This is a genomic window from Rhodopseudomonas sp. P1 (assembly GCF_039642825.1).
Lineage (GTDB): Bacteria > Pseudomonadota > Alphaproteobacteria > Rhizobiales > Xanthobacteraceae > Rhodopseudomonas > Rhodopseudomonas palustris_H.
The window spans coordinates 3,164,937-3,180,418 of record NZ_CP088006.1 but is presented as its reverse complement, the minus strand read 5'-3'; the positions used below and the strand labels follow the sequence as shown (position 1 = coordinate 3,180,418).

Here is a 15,482-nt window from a genome sequence, read left to right as displayed (position 1 = left end):
TCGCGTCCGATCCGGTTTCACTGGCGCAAAATCAGCTTCCACCCGATTCTCCGAGCAAATCCCATGCGTTTGTCGCGATTCTTCCTGCCGATCCTGAAGGAAAACCCGAAGGAGGCCGAGATCGTCTCGCACCGGCTGATGCTGCGCGCCGGCATGCTGCGGCAGGAGGCGGCCGGCATCTACGCCTGGCTGCCGCTCGGCCATCGGGTGCTGAAGAAGATCGAGCAGATCGTCCGCGAGGAGCAGAACCGCGCCGGCGCGATCGAACTGCTGATGCCGACGCTGCAGCTCGCCGACCTGTGGCGCGAAAGCGGCCGCTACGATGCCTACGGTCCGGAGATGCTGCGGATCGCCGACCGGCATAAGCGGGAATTGCTCTACGGCCCGACCAACGAGGAAATGATCACCGAGATCTTCCGGGCCTACATCAAGTCCTACAAGAGCCTGCCGCTGAATCTCTATCATATTCAATGGAAATTCCGCGACGAGCAGCGTCCGCGTTTCGGCGTGATGCGCGGCCGCGAATTCCTGATGAAGGACGCCTACTCGTTCGACGTCGACGAAGCCGGCGCGCGCAAGTCCTACAACAAGATGTTCGTCGCTTACCTGCGCACCTTCGCGCGGATGGGCCTGAAGGCAATCCCGATGCGCGCCGAGACCGGCCCGATCGGCGGTGATCTCAGCCACGAATTCATCGTGCTGGCCGAGACCGGCGAGTCCGGCGTCTACATCGATCGCGACGTGCTGAACCTGCCGGTGCCGGACGAGAACGTCGACTACGACGGCGACCTGACCCCGATCATCAAGCAGTGGACCTCGGTCTATGCGGCGACTGAGGACGTTCACGAGGCGGCGCGCTATGAGAGCGAAGTGCCGGAGGCCAACCGCCTCAACACCCGTGGCATCGAGGTCGGCCAGATCTTCTACTTCGGCACCAAGTATTCCGACTCGATGAAGGCCAATGTCACCGGTCCGGACGGGACCGATGCGCCGATCCACGGCGGCTCCTACGGCGTCGGCGTGTCGCGGCTGGTCGGCGCGATCATCGAGGCCTGCCACGACGACAACGGCATCATCTGGCCGGAGGCGGTGGCGCCGTTCCGGGTGACGATCCTCAATCTGAAGCAGGGCGACGCCGCCACCGACGCGGCCTGCGACCAGCTGTATCGCGAACTGTCAGCCAAGGGCGTCGACGTTCTGTACGACGACACCGATCAGCGCGCCGGCGCCAAGTTCGCGACTGCGGACCTGATCGGCATTCCGTGGCAGATCCACGTCGGTCCGCGCGGGCTCGCCGAAGGCAAGGTCGAACTCAAGCGCCGCAGCGACGGGTCGCGCGAAAATCTCGCGCTCGCCGATGTGGTCGCACGTCTGACGTAATAGGCACTTATCCACCGCGGGCCTGAACGGCGAGGGCGGCGTCGGCCAGATAAAGCCCGAATCGTGTGAAATTCGGACTATGGATCACGCCATGAACGAGCCAGTTCGAACTCCTCCTTTTGCGCCATTCGAATGGCTGGTTTCCGGGCGCTATCTGCGCGCGCGCCGGCGTGAGGGGTTCATCTCGGTGATCGCCGGCTTCTCGTTCCTCGGCATCATGCTCGGGGTGGCGACGCTGATCATCGTCATGGCGGTGATGAACGGCTTCCGCAAAGAGCTGCTCGACAAGATCCTCGGCCTGAACGGCCACCTCCTGGTGCAGCCGCTGGAAAGCCCGCTGACCGACTGGAAGGACGTCGCCGACCGGCTCAGCGGCGTGCAGGGCATCAAGCTCGCAGCCCCGGTGGTCGACGGCCAGGCGCTGGCATCGTCGCCGTTCAACGCCTCGGGCGTGTTCGTGCGCGGCATCCGCGCCGACGACCTCAATCATCTGTCGTCGATCGCCAATCACCTGAAGCAGGGCACGCTGGAAGGCTTCGACGACAGCCAGGGCGTCGCGATCGGACGCCGGCTCGCCGATCAGCTGTCGCTGCACGCCGGCGACAGCATCACGCTGGTGGCGCCGCGCGGCGCCGTGACGCCTATGGGCACCACGCCGCGGATCAAGCCCTATAAGGTCGCGGCGGTGTTTGAGATCGGCATGTCCGAATACGACTCGACGTTCGTGTTCATGCCGCTGAAGGAAGCGCAGGCGTATTTCAACCGCGCCAACGACGTCACCGCGATCGAGGTCTATACCGACAATCCCGACCGCATCGACGTCTTCCGCAAGGCCGTGACCGAGGCGGCCGGACGGCCGGTGTTCCTGGTCGACTGGCGGCAGCGCAATTCGACGTTCTTCAACGCGCTCCAGGTCGAGCGCAACGTCATGTTCCTGATCCTGACGCTGATCGTGCTGGTGGCGGCGCTGAACATCATCTCCGGCCTGATCATGCTGGTGAAGGACAAGGGCGCCGATATCGCAATCCTGCGCACCATGGGCGCGAGCCAGGGCTCGATCATGCGGGTGTTCCTGATCACCGGCGCGGCGATCGGGGTGGTCGGCACGCTGACCGGGTTCTTCGTCGGCGTGCTGGTGTGCATGAACATCGAGTCGATCCGGCAGTTCCTGTCCTGGGTCACCAACACCGAACTGTTCTCGCCGGAGCTGTATTTCCTGTCGAAGCTGCCGGCTGAGATCGATTTCGCCGAGACCAGCGCGGTGGTGATCATGGCGCTGACGCTGTCGTTCCTCGCCACGCTGTACCCGTCGTGGCGCGCCGCGCGCCTCGATCCGGTCGACGCGCTGCGCTACGAGTAAGGCGAAACACGATGGAGCAGGGCGCCGAAGACATCCCGGTCGTGTACCTTCACGACATCAAGCGCCAGTATTCGCAAGGCGAGGCGACGCTGACGATCCTCGACGGCGCCAGGCTGGCGCTGTGGGCGGGGCAATCGGTGGCGCTGGTGGCGCCGTCCGGTTCGGGTAAGTCGACGCTGCTGCACATCGCCGGGCTGCTCGAGCATCCCGATGAGGGCGAGGTCTATGTCAGCGGCGCGGCAACGTCGGCGCTGACCGATGCCGAGCGAACCCAGATCCGCCGCACCGACATCGGCTTCGTTTACCAGTCGCACCGGCTGCTGCCGGAATTCACCGCGCTGGAAAACGTCATGCTGCCGCAGATGATCCGCGGCCTGAAGCGCAAAGAGACGATCAGCCGCTCCAAGGAAATCCTGTCCTATCTGGGGCTCGCCGACCGCATCACCCATCGGCCGTCGGAATTGTCGGGCGGCGAGCAGCAGCGCGTCGCGATCGCCCGCGCGGTCGCCAATGCGCCCCGCGTGCTGTTCGCCGACGAGCCGACCGGCAATCTCGATCCGCACACCGCTGATTACGTGTTCAACGCGCTGATGCAGCTGGTCAAGGCGACCCAGGTGGCGATGCTGATCGCCACCCACAACATGGAGCTCGCCGCCCGCATGGACCGCCGCGTCTCGCTGCAGGACGGCGTCGTAGTCGAGCTGGAATAAAGCACTCGGCTTCAGCCCGTCATTGGCACGTCATTCCGGGGCGCTCGCGTCAGCGAGCGAACCCGGAATCCCGCGGTGCAGGGTGCAGCGCCTCAACGCAGAACATCTCGAGATTCCGGGATCGCGCTTGCGCGCGCCCCGGAATGACGGGGCATCGGGAGAGCCGCGCTCGCCCTCAATGCTGGCGGCGATGCTTGCGCTTCTTCTTGGTCGGCTGCTGCTGCGGCGCGGTGTACCACGGGTTGGTCATGCAATCGGCGGCGCGGCCCGAGGCCGACATCCGGCACTGTGCCATGGTGTCGTAGCTGCACTCGTCGTACCAGTCGTGATAGCTCTGATACACCCGCAGGCAGACCGGATAATCCCGCGCCTCGGCGGTGGTGGTCAGGCCGAGGCCGGCGAGCATCGCGATCAGGAGCAGCTTGCGCATCTTCGTTCGGATCCTTGTTGAGCAGCCGGTCGCGGTGGCGGCGACTCGGCACACCCGAGAGTGTGACAGAAATCTATGACGGCGCGGGGTCGGCGCACATGCGCCGGCTCAATGCCGCCGGGCGCGGCGCGAACTGGGACCCGCCGGCGGCTGATACCACGGATTGGTCAGACACTGGGCGGCGATACCCGATGCGGCCGGCCGACACTGTTCGATCGATGTGTAGCGGCACTCGTCGTAGCGCACCGGGCCATACACCCGCAGGCAGACCGGGTAGTTGTCGTAAGGCTGTGCCGAAGCTGCTCCCGGCAGCGCCAGCCCGGCCAGCAGCACCATCGCTCCAATCCGCATCGTCGCCTCCGCTGGCTGCGGCGCGGTTCATAAGCCGCGCGCCTTTCGTTCCGTGCGCCAATCCCGAATGACCGTCAATGCGGGGCCGGGCCGGTGAATTCCGGGGATAGTAACGTCTCATTAACGGTCCAGGTTGCTGCGCCGCCCGCTTGCTTGACTCTAGAACGAAATGAGAACATTGTTCTTGTTATGTTCACAAGGTCAGGGAGGCGGACGATGTTGAAGATCTTCATCCAAGAAGCTGCGGCGCTGACGTCGATTGCACTGTTCATCGGCATGGTGGCGGTGTGGGCTCAGGTGCTGGCGCAGGCCTGAACGCGGGCAGCGTTGCGACCGCTTCGGCATAGCGGGGATAAGGTCGCCGCCAATGCTTGCGGTGAAGGGTGAGGGAGCCCACCATTGGGCTTCCGAGTCGGTGGCCGTCACGGCGACCGGTTCCGCAAACCACTCGTCCCAACCCGCACGTTTGTCTGAAGAGCCGCCGCGCCGATGAGCAACGCCGGATTCGTCCATCTGCACGTCCACTCGGCCTATTCGTTGCTGAAAGGCTCGATGAAAGTCGCCAAGCTGGCCGAGCTGGCGAAGGCCGACCGGCAACCGGCGCTGGCCCTGACCGACACCGACAACATGTTCGGCGGTCTGGAATTCTCCGACAAGCTGTCGGGCTATGGCATTCAGCCGATCGTCGGCCTCGAACTCGGCATCGACTTCGGCGACCAGGATCCGAACTCGCGCCATGGCGCCTTGGCGACGCCGGCGCGGATCGTGCTGCTGGCTGCACGCGAGCAGGGCTATCGCAGCCTGATGCGGCTGAACTCACGGGCGTTCCTGGAGACGCCGGTCAATCAGGTGCCGCACGTCAAGCTCGAATGGCTCGCCGGCGAAACCGACGGCGTGATCGCGCTGACCGGCGGGCCGGACGGGCCGATCTCGCTGGCGATGCTGACCGATCCGGCGCTCGCCGCGCAGCGCTGCGAGCGGCTGCAGCAGGCGTTCGGCGATCGGCTGTATGTCGAACTGCAGCGTCATGGCACCGAGGCCGAGCGCCGCGCCGAAGGCGGGCTGATCGATCTCGCTTACGACAAGGGCCTGCCACTGGTTGCGACCAACGAGCCGCATTTCGCCAGCACCGAGGATTACGAGGCGCACGATGCGCTGCTGTGTATCGCCTCCGGCAAGCTGATCGCCGAGACCGATCGCCTCCAGCTTACTCCCGACCACCGCTTCAAGACCCGCGCCGAGATGGCGGTGCTGTTCGCCGATCTGCCCGAGGCACTTGCCTCGACGGTGGAGATCGCGCAGCGCTGCGCCTATCGGCCGCTGACCCGCAAGCCGATCCTGCCGCTGTTCACCGTCGGCGCCAGCGTCAGCGACGCGGCGGAAGCGGCCGCCGCTGAAGCGGCCGAACTGCGCCGCCAGGCCGAGCAGGGCCTTGCCAAACGGCTCAGCGTTCACGGCCTGTCGCCGGGGACGACCGAAGAGGATTACAACAAGCGGCTCGCCTTCGAGCTCGACGTCATCACCCGCATGAAATACGCGGGCTACTTCCTGATCGTGTCGGACTTCATCAAATGGGCCAAGGCCCACGGCATTCCGGTCGGTCCGGGCCGTGGTTCGGGTGCAGGCTCGCTGGTGGCGTATTCGCTGACGATTACCGACCTCGATCCGATCCGGTTCGGCCTGCTGTTCGAGCGCTTCCTCAATCCCGAACGCGTCTCGATGCCGGACTTCGATATCGACTTCTGCCAGGATCGCCGCGGCGAAGTGATCGAATACGTGCAGCATCGCTATGGCCGCGATCAGGTAGCGCAGATCATCACCTTCGGTACGCTGCAGGCGCGCGGCGTGCTGCGCGACGTCGGCCGCGTGCTGCAGATGCCGTACGGTCAGGTCGACAAGCTGACCAAGCTGGTGCCGCAGAATCCGGCGGCGCCGATCACCTTGAAGCAGGCGATCGAAGGCGAGCCGAAGCTGCAGGCGGCACGCGACGAAGACCCGATCGTGGCGCGCGCATTCGACATCGCGCAGAAGCTCGAAGGCCTGACGCGGCACGCCTCGACCCACGCGGCCGGCATCGTGATCGGCGATCGCCCGCTCAGCGATCTGGTGCCGCTGTATCGCGATCCGAAATCCGACATGCCGGTGACCCAGTTCAACATGAAATGGGTCGAACCGGCGGGCCTGGTGAAGTTCGACTTCCTCGGCCTGAAGACGCTGACGACGCTCGACGTCGCGGTGAAGCTGCTCAAGCAGCGCGACATCCATGTCGACCTGCACACGCTGCCGATCGACGATGCGCCGAGTTATCAGATGCTGGCCCGCGGCGACGTCGTCGGCGTGTTCCAGGTGGAAAGCGCGGGCATGCGGCGGGCGCTGATCGACATGCGCCCCGACCGGTTCGAAGACATCATCGCGCTGGTGGCGCTGTATCGCCCGGGTCCGATGGCCAACATCCCGACCTACTGCGCCCGCAAACACGGCGACGAGGAGCCCGAATATCTGCATCCGATGCTGGAGCCGATCCTGAAGGAGACGTTCGGCGTCATCATCTACCAGGAACAGGTGATGCAGATCGCGCAGGTGATGGCCGGCTACTCGCTCGGCGACGCCGACCTGCTGCGCCGCGCGATGGGTAAGAAGATCCGCGCCGAGATGGACAAGCAGCGTGCGATCTTCGTCGAAGGCGCGGTGAAGAATGGCGTCGCCAAGGACGCCGCCGACACCATCTTCGACCTGCTCGCCAAGTTCGCCGACTACGGCTTCAACAAGAGCCACGCGGCCGCCTATGCGCTGGTGTCGTATCACACCGCCTATATGAAGGCGCACTATCCGGTGGAATTCCTCGCCGCGTCGATGACGCTGGAAATCCACAACACCGACAAGCTGTCGGAATTCCGCGCCGAAGCGCAGCGGCTCGGCATCAAGGTCGAAGCGCCGTCGGTCAACCGCTCCGGCGCTACCTTCGAGGTCGGTCCGAACACCATCTACTACGCGCTCGCCGGCCTGAAGGGCGTCGGCATGCAGGCGGTGCAACAGATTGTCGAGGCGAGGGGCGATCGGCCGTTTGCCTCGCTTGCCGACTTCGCCGCACGGGTCAATCCGCGCGCCATCAACAAGCGTGTCATCGAATGTCTTGCGGCGGCCGGTGCGTTCGACTGCCTCAACTCGAACCGTGCGGCGGTGTTTGCGGGCGCCGACGCGATCGTCGCGGCCTGCCAGCGCAATCATGAAGCCGCCACCAGCGGCCAGAACGACATGTTCGGCGGTCTGTCGGATGCGCCGTCAATCATCCTGCCGCAGCTCGAGCCGTGGCTGCCGGCGGAGCGGCTGCGCCGTGAATACGATGCGATCGGCTTCTTCCTGTCGGGCCATCCGCTCGACGACTACGCCACCGCCTTGAAGCGGCTGCGGGTGCAGTCCTGGACCGAGTTCTGCAAGGCGGTGAAGTCCGGCGCCACCGCCGGCAAGGTTGCCGCCACCGTGGTGTCGCGGATGGAGCGGCGGACCAAGACCGGCAACAAGATGGGCATCATGGGCCTGTCGGACCCGACCGGGCATTTCGAGGCGGTGCTGTTCTCCGAAGGTCTGGCACAGTATCGCGAGGTGCTGGAGCCGGGCGCCGCGGTGCTGATGCAGCTCGGCGCCGAACTGCAGGGTGAGGATGTGCGCGCCCGGGTGCTGCACGCCGAGCCGCTCGACGCCGCGGCGGCGAAAACTCAGAAGGGTCTGCGCATCTTCCTGCGCGACACCAAATTCCTCGACTCGGTCGCCAAGCGGCTGCAGCCGCCGGAGACCAAGGTGGCGGGCGGCAACATCGCGCTGGTGCTGCGGCTCGATCCGCAGACCGAGGTCGAGTTCGATATTCCCGGGCGCTACCACGTCTCGCCGCAGATCGCCGGCGCGATCAAGGCTGTGACCGGCGTCGAGCACGTCGAAACGCTGTGACCACGGGTTTGCTCTCGCGTCACGGAAAACGGACGGCGAGGGCGGTATTTGTTCGCGAACCGGTCGCGGATTGTTCAATCGCCGTTCAGATTGGGACGCGCTGAAATGCGATCGGCGGCGCTGCGCCGGTTCCGGCTGCGCCCTTGCAATGGGTCCCGGCCATGCGTCTCAATCATCTTTTTTCGGTCGTCTCCACCATCCTCGTCGTTCTGATCGCCGGGCCGGTTGGTCCCGCGGCCGCGCAGCAGCAGGAAAAACGCATCGCGCTGGTGATCGGCAATGGCGCCTATGCCAAGGCGCCGCTCTCCACCGCCGCCAATGATGGCGGCCTGATCGCGCAGACCTTGCAGGCGGCAGGCTTCGACGTCAGCGGCGCGCGCGACCTCGACGGCGACACGCTGCGCGGCGCGTTTCGCGACTTCGTGAAGAAGGCCGAGGACTCCGGTCCCGACACCGTCGCGGCGGTGTATCTCGCCGGTTATGGCGTGCAATACGCCGGCGAGAATTACTTCATCCCCGTCGACTCGCGGCTGTCGCGCGACACGGAAATTCCCACTGAAGGCCTGCGCATCAGCGACTATCTGCGCCAGCTCGCGGCGCTGCCGCTGAAGACCAGCGTCGTGGTGCTCGATCTGGCGCGCGAACAGCCGTTCGTGCCCGGCGGATCGATCGCCTCGGGTCTGGCGATGGTCGAGCCGAACCCGAAGATGCTGATCGCCTTCAACGCCGCGCCCGGCACGGTGGCGCCGGAGGAGCGGGGCGCCTACGGCGTCTATGCGCAAGCGCTCGCCGAGATGATCCGCACCGGCGGCCTCACGCTGCCGCAGCTGTTCGATCGGGTGCGGCTGCGCGTCAATGAAACCACCAAGGGCGCGCAGGTGCCGTGGGATACGCAGAGCGTGGAGTCGAACTTCATGTTCTTCGATCGCGCGCCCGATGCGCCGCCGCTGCCGGCGCCGGATCAGGCACTGCGCAGCAAGCCGATCCGCGACATGGGCGCCGCCGAAGCGTACGCGGCCGCGCTCGATCGCGACACGCTGCAGGCTTACGAAGACTTTCTCGCCGCCTATCCGAACGATCCGCTGGCCAAGCGGGTGAGGGCGATCGTCGCCGCGCGGCGTGAGGCGATTACTTGGCGGCGGACGTATCGCGTCGATACGCCGGATGCCTACTGGTCGTATCTGCGCCGCTATCCGCGCGGCCCGCACGCGGCGGACGCCCGGCGCCGGCTGGAAATCCTCTCCGCTGCGCTGGAGCCGCCACCGAGCTTCAGCGTGATCGACTATGACGTGCCGCCGCCGCCGCCGGACGAGATCGTCTATGTCGACCGGCCGGTGCTGATGTTCAGCGATCCGGTGTTCGACTTCGCGCCGCCGCCACCGCCGCCGGTGTTCTTCCTGCCGCCACCGCCGCCGGACTTCGTGGTGCTGCCGCCACCGCCACCGCCGATCGGCCTGTTCTATCTGCCGCGGCCGTTGTTCGTGCCGATCCCGGCCTATGTCCGGCCGCCGGTCTATGTGCAGCCGCCGCCGAACAACATCATCTTCGCCAACATCCACAACACCACGGTGATCAATCAGGTGATCAACCAGCCGCCGGCCGCCGCCAACCCGGCCGCGCCGGTGGTGAGTCCGCCGGTGGCGGGGCCTGCAGTCGCGACACCTGGCGCACCGGCAGCGACGGCGGCTGCCGTGGCGTCCGGCGCTGTGTTGGGCGCGGCGCTGCCGGCCGCCGCGCTGCATCGCGCCACGCTGATCCAGCAGGGCAAGGCGCCGGTGCCGCAGAGCGCCTCGATCGCCACGACGCCGCCGGGCGGGTTTGCGCAACGTCCGGGCGTCCAGCCGCAGGGCCCGCGGCTGGCGCAGCCCGCCGCCGCGCCGACCCAGGCTCCTACTGCGACCGCGCCGGTCTCCGCGTCCACGCCCGCTCCTGGCACGCCGCCGAACCAACCGACCGGACCAGCCGTTGCGCCGCCGACGGCGCAGGGCCGGCCGGGGCCAGGCGCGCCCGCCGGCGCTGCACCGGCCGGCCAGGCGCTGCCGGTCCCTGGAACCAAGGGATTGCCGCCTGCGCCAGGAGTCGTTGCTCGCCCGGGGGCTCCGTCAGGCGCTCAGCCACAACTTCCTGCTCGGCCTGCTCTCGGCCCCGGCGCCCCCGCCGCGGCCCGAAACGGGACCGTCGTGCCACCGGCCGGACCGGCGCCGAAGCCGCCCGCAGCTCAGCCGTCAGCCGGTGCCGGTCCGGCCGTGCGTCCGGAAGCCGTTCGCCCGCAGCAGCCTCCCGCCGCCCGGCTGCGGCCGACCCCACCGGTGACGGCGCCCGCCAGACCGGCGGGACCGCCGCCCGGCGCAGCCGCCGACCGCCGTCCGCCGCCTGCGGCTCCGCGGATCCAGCGTCCCGCACCGCCGACCGTGTCCCGTCCGGTTCCGCCGCCGATGCATGTGGCTCCCCGGGTTGCTCCGCCGCCGCCCCAGCACGCGGCGCCCCGAATGGCACCGCCGCCGGCTCCGGTTCGCGCGGCACCGCCGCCGCCCCATGTGGCTCCGCCGCGGCCGCCGGCACCGCCGAGGGCCGCCCCGCCGCCGCGGCCGCAGAGCCCCGCCAAACGCTGTCCGCCGGGCGTGAAGGAGTGCTGACAAGGGCGAGGGTAGGTCAAGCTGGCGGATCGCGGCCGTCGCGGTCCGCCCCTCGCAGGCGCGATCTCGGCCGCTCCGCCTTGCGTTATCGGGGAATCCCGCTATAACGCGCGCCATCTCACACGGAAACATGGCTCACAAGGCCGTCCGGTGGCACCGGGCCGCGCAGGGATTCGTCCCCAGTTAGGCACGGTTGCCCACACGTTTCCGGAGGAACCAACCGGAGAAGATACAATGTCGCTTCCTGAATTTTCTATGCGTCAGCTGCTCGAAGCTGGCGTGCATTTCGGTCACCAGTCGCATCGCTGGAATCCGAAGATGGCGGACTACATTTTCGGCGTCCGAAACAACATCCACATTGTCGACCTGACCCAGACCGTGCCGCTGCTGCATCGCGCGCTGCAGGCGATCAGCGACACCGTCGCCAAGGGCGGCCGCGTGCTGTTCGTCGGCACCAAACGCCAGGCGCAGGACGCCGTGGCTGATGCCGCCAAGCGTTCGGCCCAGTACTTCGTCAACTCGCGCTGGCTCGGCGGCACGCTGACCAACTGGAAGACGATCTCGGGTTCGATCCGCCGCCTGCGTCACCTCGAAGACGTGCTGAGCTCGGCCGACGCCAATGCCTACACCAAGAAGGAGCGTCTGGAGCTGCAGCGCGAGCGCGACAAGCTCAATCGCTCGCTCGGCGGCATCAAGGATATGGGCGGTCTGCCCGACCTGATTTTCGTGATCGACACCAACAAGGAAGACATCGCGATCCAGGAAGCCCAGCGTCTCGGCATCCCGGTCGCGGCGATCGTCGATACCAACTGCGATCCGAAGGGCATCACCTATCTGGTGCCGGGCAACGACGACGCCGGCCGCGCGATCGCGCTGTACTGCGATCTGGTCGCCCGTGCGGTGATCGATGGCATTTCGCGCGCGCAGGGCGACATGGGCGTCGACATCGGAGCGGCGTCGCAGCCGCTGCGTGAGGATCTGCCGGCGGCGCAGGCGACCACCTTCCAGGGTCTGCCGGGTCCGCGCGGCACTCCGGACGACCTCAAGAAGCTGCCGGGCGTGTCCGGCGCGATCGAAAAGAAGTTCAACGACCTCGGCATCTTCCACTTCTGGCAGCTCGCCGAGCTCGATCAGGCCACCGCACATCAGATCGGCGAAGAGCTCGGTCTGCCGAGCCGGGCCGATGCCTGGGTGGCGCAGGCCAAGTCGCTGACCGCCGAGGCGGAGTAATACGAGGCGATGCGGCCGGCTTCCGGCCGCATCGTTCCGTCGTCAAAATCTGAGATGTGTTCCTGATTGCGAACCGCGGGCTTCGGCTGCGCGGTCGCACTCACAGGCAGAGGGCTTATTAGCGATGGCAACGATTACTGCAGCAATGGTCAAGGAGCTGCGCGAGACCACCGGCGTCGGCATGATGGATTGCAAGCAGGCGCTCGCCGAGACCGACGGCAACATCGACGCCGCGATCGATTGGCTGCGCAAGAAGGGCCTGTCCAAGGCCGCCAAGAAGGCCGGCCGCGTCGCCGCGGAAGGTCTGATCGGCGCGCTGACCGACGGCACCAAGGGCGTTGTCATCGAGGTCAATTCCGAGACCGACTTCGTCGCGCGCAACGAGCAGTTCCAGGGGCTGGTCAAGATGATCGCCCAGGTCGCGCTCAAGGTCGGCGCCGATATCGACGCGATCAACGCTGCTCCGGTCGGCTCGACCAACGTGGCCGGCGCGATTGCCGACGCGATCGCCACCATCGGCGAGAACATGACGCTGCGCCGCGCTGCCGCGCTCGAAGTGTCGCAGGGCGTGGTCGCCAGCTACATCCACAACGCGGTGATCGACGGCGCCGGCAAGATGGGCGTGATCGTCGCGCTCGAATCCGCCGGTAAGGCCGACGAGCTTGCGACCCTCGGCCGCCAGCTCGCCATGCATGTCGCCGCTGCGAACCCGCAAGCGCTCGATCCGACCAGCCTCGATCCGGCTGTCGTGCAGCGCGAGCGCGAGGTGATGGCCGACAAGTATCGTCAGCAGGGCAAGCCGGAGAACATGATCGAGAAGATCGTCGAGAACGGCCTGAAGACCTACTACAAGGAAGTCTGCCTGCTCGAGCAGGCCTACATCCACGACGAGAAGGGTAAGTCCGTCGCGCAGGCCGTCAAGGAAGCCGAAGGCAAGGTCGGTGCGCCGATCAAGATCACCGGCTTCGTGCGCTACGCGCTCGGCGAAGGCATCGAGAAGCAGACCTCCGACTTCGCCGCCGAAGTCGCAGCCGCTTCCGGCCAGAAGTAATCGCGGCTCACGCGAAATTCTCCCGGCCTTCGGGCCGGGAGCCAATCTTAAAGGGAGCGACCGCAACATGGCTGAGCCAATCTATCGTCGTGTGCTGGTCAAGCTGTCGGGCGAATACTTCGCCGGTCCCCAGGACTACGGTATCGATCAGGCCACCATCGATCGCGTCGCTGGCGAACTGATCGCCGCACGCGGCCTCGGCATCGAAATCGCCGTCGTGATCGGCGGCGGCAACATCTTCCGCGGCGTCGAAGTTTCCGCCCGCGGCGTGTCCCGGACCACCGGCGACACCATGGGCATGCTGGCCACCGTGATGAACTGCCTGGCGCTCGCCGAAGCGCTGCAGCGTCACGGCCAGAAGGCGCGTACGCTGGCCGCATTGATGATGCCGGAAGTCTGCGAGCTTTATACGCGCGCTGCCGCCGAACAGACGCTTGCCGAGGGCGGCATCGCGCTGCTCGCCGCCGGCACCGGCAATCCGTATTTCACCACTGATACCGCCGCCGTGCTTCGGGCCGCTGAAATCGGCGCCGGTGCGGTGCTCAAGGCGACCAATGTCGACGGCGTTTACAGCGCCGATCCGAAGCTCGATCCGAATGCGAAGCGGTTCGAGAAACTCACTCATTCCGAAGCGCTTGCCGGCGGCTACAAGGTGATGGATGCGACGGCTTTCGCGCTTGCCCGTGAAACCTCGCTGCCTATCATCGTGTTCTCGATCGCCGAACCCGGTTCGATCGGCGCGGTGCTCAGCGGCGCGGGACGGGCCACTGTAGTCGCGGGCTGATAAGCGATCACGCGCGTATCGCGCGCCGATGTTGATTTGAGATTCGAGAAACCAGAGAGGCGGGTATGTCCGACAAGTTCGACGTCAACGAATTGAAGCGGCGTATGCAGGGCGCTGCGCAGTCCCTGAAGCACGAGCTCGGCGGTCTGCGCACGGGGCGCGCCTCGGCCTCGATGCTCGAGCCGGTGCAGGTCGACGCCTATGGCAGCCACATGCCGCTCAACCAGGTCGCCACCGTATCGGTGCCGGAGCCGCGGCTGATCTCGGTGCAGGTCTGGGACAAGTCGATGGTGAAGGCGGTCGAGAAGGGGATCGTCGATTCGAACCTCGGCCTGTCGCCGGCGACTGAGGGGCAGGTGATCCGGCTGCGGATCCCCGAACTCAACGAGGAGCGCCGCAAGGAGCTGGTCAAGGTCGCGCACAAATACGCCGAAGCTGCCCGCGTCGCCGTCCGCCATGTCCGCCGTGACGGCCTCGACACCATCAAGAAGCTGGAGAAGGCCCACGAGATCTCCGAGGACGATCAGAAGCGCCTCGACCAGGAGGTGCAGAAGGCCACCGACGCCGCGATCGCTGAGATCGATCAGTTGCTCGCGAACAAGGAAAAGGAAATCCTTACGGTCTAATCTTTCGGCCGTGCGTGCGGGACGTGGTCGCCCGGCCGCGTCCCGGCGGTGATCCGGCCAAACGGATCGCCGCCCAGTTCGGGACCCGGGCGGTTTTGCAGCGACCGCGGGCACATCTCGGGCCTTGTCGTCGTGGCGACTATAACTTACTGATCTCGAATAATTTCTGGCAGCGAGCCGGTGACCTTCTCGCGGGATGACGCTTCGGGAATGAGCTATGTCGAAAGCTGCCGCGCCTCTGCCTGATCCGTCCGATCCACCGAGCGCGCCCGCGCACGTGGCGATCATCATGGACGGCAACGGCCGCTGGGCCGCCGCGCGGGGGCTGCCGCGTGCCGAAGGCCATCGCCGCGGCGTCGAAGCTCTCCGCCGTGTCGTCCGCGCCTCCAGCGAACTCGGCATCCGCTATCTGACCATCTTCTCGTTCAGCTCGGAAAACTGGGCGCGCCCGGCGACCGAAATCGTCGACCTGTTCGGGCTGCTGCGCCGCTTCATCCGCAACGATCTCGCATCGCTTCACCGCGACGGCGTCCGAATCCGGGTGATCGGCGAGCGGGATCGGCTCGACCGCGACCTGTGCGCGATGCTCGACGAGGCGCAGGAGCTGACGCGCAACAACACCAAGCTCAATCTGGTGGTGGCGTTCAACTACGGCTCCCGCCAGGAAATCGCCAATGCGGCGCAGCGCCTGGCGCGCGAAGTCGCCGAAGGCAAGCGCGACCCGGCGACGATCGATATCGAGACTCTCGGCCGCTATCTCGACGCGCCCGACATTCCCGATCCCGACCTGATCATCCGCACCAGCGGAGAACAACGATTGTCGAATTTCCTGATGTGGCAGGCGGCGTACAGTGAATTGGTATTCGTGCCCATTCACTGGCCGGATTTCGACAAGGCTGCGCTGGAAGGCGCGATCGCCGAATATTCGCGGCGCGAGCGCCGGTTCGGCGGGTTGGCCGCCAAAACAGGATCGTGACAC

12 protein-coding genes are annotated in these 15,482 nt (G+C 66.4%); 10 read left to right on the top strand and 2 right to left on the bottom strand.

Translation table 11 applies throughout. The features are described 5' to 3' along the window. The first annotated feature begins 63 nt into the window (after nt 1-63). From proS to LRC39_RS14750, 3 genes are all read left to right on the top strand, one after another. Nucleotides 64-1,380: a proline--tRNA ligase gene (gene proS / locus LRC39_RS14760; protein ID WP_164571098.1), complete on the top strand. Its 1,317-nt coding sequence runs from the start codon at nt 64-66 to the stop codon at nt 1,378-1,380. A gap of 79 nt (nt 1,381-1,459) precedes the next feature. Continuing rightward, entirely contained in the window at nt 1,460-2,740 is a 1,281-nt protein-coding gene (locus LRC39_RS14755) for a lipoprotein-releasing ABC transporter permease subunit (protein WP_346294785.1), read from the top strand. An 11-nt stretch (nt 2,741-2,751) separates the two neighbouring features. Then, complete coding sequence (locus LRC39_RS14750; RefSeq protein ID WP_107344826.1) at nt 2,752-3,450, top strand: ABC transporter ATP-binding protein; 699 nt, start codon at nt 2,752-2,754, stop codon at nt 3,448-3,450. A 175-nt stretch (nt 3,451-3,625) separates the two neighbouring features. Here LRC39_RS14750 and LRC39_RS14745 read toward each other — a convergent pair whose 3' ends face one another. Both LRC39_RS14745 and LRC39_RS14740 read right to left on the bottom strand, forming a co-directional pair. Then, nucleotides 3,626-3,880, bottom strand: a complete 255-nt coding sequence (locus tag LRC39_RS14745) for a DUF3551 domain-containing protein (protein ID WP_263988682.1) — start codon at nt 3,878-3,880, stop codon at nt 3,626-3,628. A 108-nt stretch (nt 3,881-3,988) separates the two neighbouring features. Continuing rightward, entirely contained in the window at nt 3,989-4,231 is a 243-nt protein-coding gene (locus tag LRC39_RS14740; protein ID WP_263988681.1) for a DUF3551 domain-containing protein, read from the bottom strand. Between the two features lie 489 nt (nt 4,232-4,720). Here LRC39_RS14740 and dnaE point away from each other — a divergent pair, with 489 nt between their 5' ends. The 7 genes from dnaE to LRC39_RS14705 all read left to right on the top strand — a co-directional run bounded on the left by dnaE (nt 4,721) and on the right by LRC39_RS14705 (nt 15,479). Beyond that, nucleotides 4,721-8,176 carry a DNA polymerase III subunit alpha gene (dnaE, locus tag LRC39_RS14735; RefSeq protein WP_107355908.1) on the top strand — a complete coding sequence of 1,152 codons (3,456 nt, stop codon included), beginning with the start codon at nt 4,721-4,723 and terminating at the stop codon, nt 8,174-8,176. Between the two features lie 161 nt (nt 8,177-8,337). Then, nucleotides 8,338-10,812, top strand: coding sequence for a caspase family protein (locus LRC39_RS14730; RefSeq protein WP_346294784.1), 2,475 nt, complete (start codon nt 8,338-8,340; stop codon nt 10,810-10,812). Nucleotides 10,813-11,046: 234 nt separating this feature from the next. After that, complete coding sequence (locus tag LRC39_RS14725; protein ID WP_346294783.1) at nt 11,047-12,042, top strand: 30S ribosomal protein S2; 996 nt, start codon at nt 11,047-11,049, stop codon at nt 12,040-12,042. Nucleotides 12,043-12,166: 124 nt separating this feature from the next. Then, nucleotides 12,167-13,093, top strand: coding sequence for a translation elongation factor Ts (tsf, locus tag LRC39_RS14720; RefSeq protein ID WP_346294782.1), 927 nt, complete (start codon nt 12,167-12,169; stop codon nt 13,091-13,093). Nucleotides 13,094-13,160: 67 nt separating this feature from the next. Further along, nucleotides 13,161-13,877, top strand: a complete 717-nt coding sequence (gene pyrH / locus LRC39_RS14715; RefSeq protein WP_107344820.1) for a UMP kinase — start codon at nt 13,161-13,163, stop codon at nt 13,875-13,877. 65 nt (nt 13,878-13,942) lie between these two features. Then, complete coding sequence (gene frr / locus LRC39_RS14710) at nt 13,943-14,503, top strand: ribosome recycling factor (RefSeq protein ID WP_011158468.1); 561 nt, start codon at nt 13,943-13,945, stop codon at nt 14,501-14,503. A 217-nt stretch (nt 14,504-14,720) separates the two neighbouring features. After that, nucleotides 14,721-15,479 carry an isoprenyl transferase gene (locus tag LRC39_RS14705; RefSeq protein ID WP_107344818.1) on the top strand — a complete coding sequence of 253 codons (759 nt, stop codon included), beginning with the start codon at nt 14,721-14,723 and terminating at the stop codon, nt 15,477-15,479. Nucleotides 15,480-15,482 lie beyond the last annotated feature (3 nt).

What these genes read in the sequence shown, in the direction of transcription:
- proS (WP_164571098.1), top strand. Translation starts at nt 64, where the DNA reads ATGCGTTTGTCGCGATTCTTCCTGCCGATCCTGAAGGAAAACCCGAAG.
- LRC39_RS14755 (WP_346294785.1), top strand. Translation starts at nt 1,460, where the DNA reads ATGGATCACGCCATGAACGAGCCAGTTCGAACTCCTCCTTTTGCGCCA.
- LRC39_RS14750 (WP_107344826.1), top strand. Translation starts at nt 2,752, where the DNA reads ATGGAGCAGGGCGCCGAAGACATCCCGGTCGTGTACCTTCACGACATC.
- LRC39_RS14745 (WP_263988682.1), bottom strand. Translation starts at nt 3,880, where the DNA reads ATGCGCAAGCTGCTCCTGATCGCGATGCTCGCCGGCCTCGGCCTGACC.
- LRC39_RS14740 (WP_263988681.1), bottom strand. Translation starts at nt 4,231, where the DNA reads ATGCGGATTGGAGCGATGGTGCTGCTGGCCGGGCTGGCGCTGCCGGGA.
- dnaE (WP_107355908.1), top strand. Translation starts at nt 4,721, where the DNA reads ATGAGCAACGCCGGATTCGTCCATCTGCACGTCCACTCGGCCTATTCG.
- LRC39_RS14730 (WP_346294784.1), top strand. Translation starts at nt 8,338, where the DNA reads ATGCGTCTCAATCATCTTTTTTCGGTCGTCTCCACCATCCTCGTCGTT.
- LRC39_RS14725 (WP_346294783.1), top strand. Translation starts at nt 11,047, where the DNA reads ATGTCGCTTCCTGAATTTTCTATGCGTCAGCTGCTCGAAGCTGGCGTG.
- tsf (WP_346294782.1), top strand. Translation starts at nt 12,167, where the DNA reads ATGGCAACGATTACTGCAGCAATGGTCAAGGAGCTGCGCGAGACCACC.
- pyrH (WP_107344820.1), top strand. Translation starts at nt 13,161, where the DNA reads ATGGCTGAGCCAATCTATCGTCGTGTGCTGGTCAAGCTGTCGGGCGAA.
- frr (WP_011158468.1), top strand. Translation starts at nt 13,943, where the DNA reads ATGTCCGACAAGTTCGACGTCAACGAATTGAAGCGGCGTATGCAGGGC.
- LRC39_RS14705 (WP_107344818.1), top strand. Translation starts at nt 14,721, where the DNA reads ATGTCGAAAGCTGCCGCGCCTCTGCCTGATCCGTCCGATCCACCGAGC.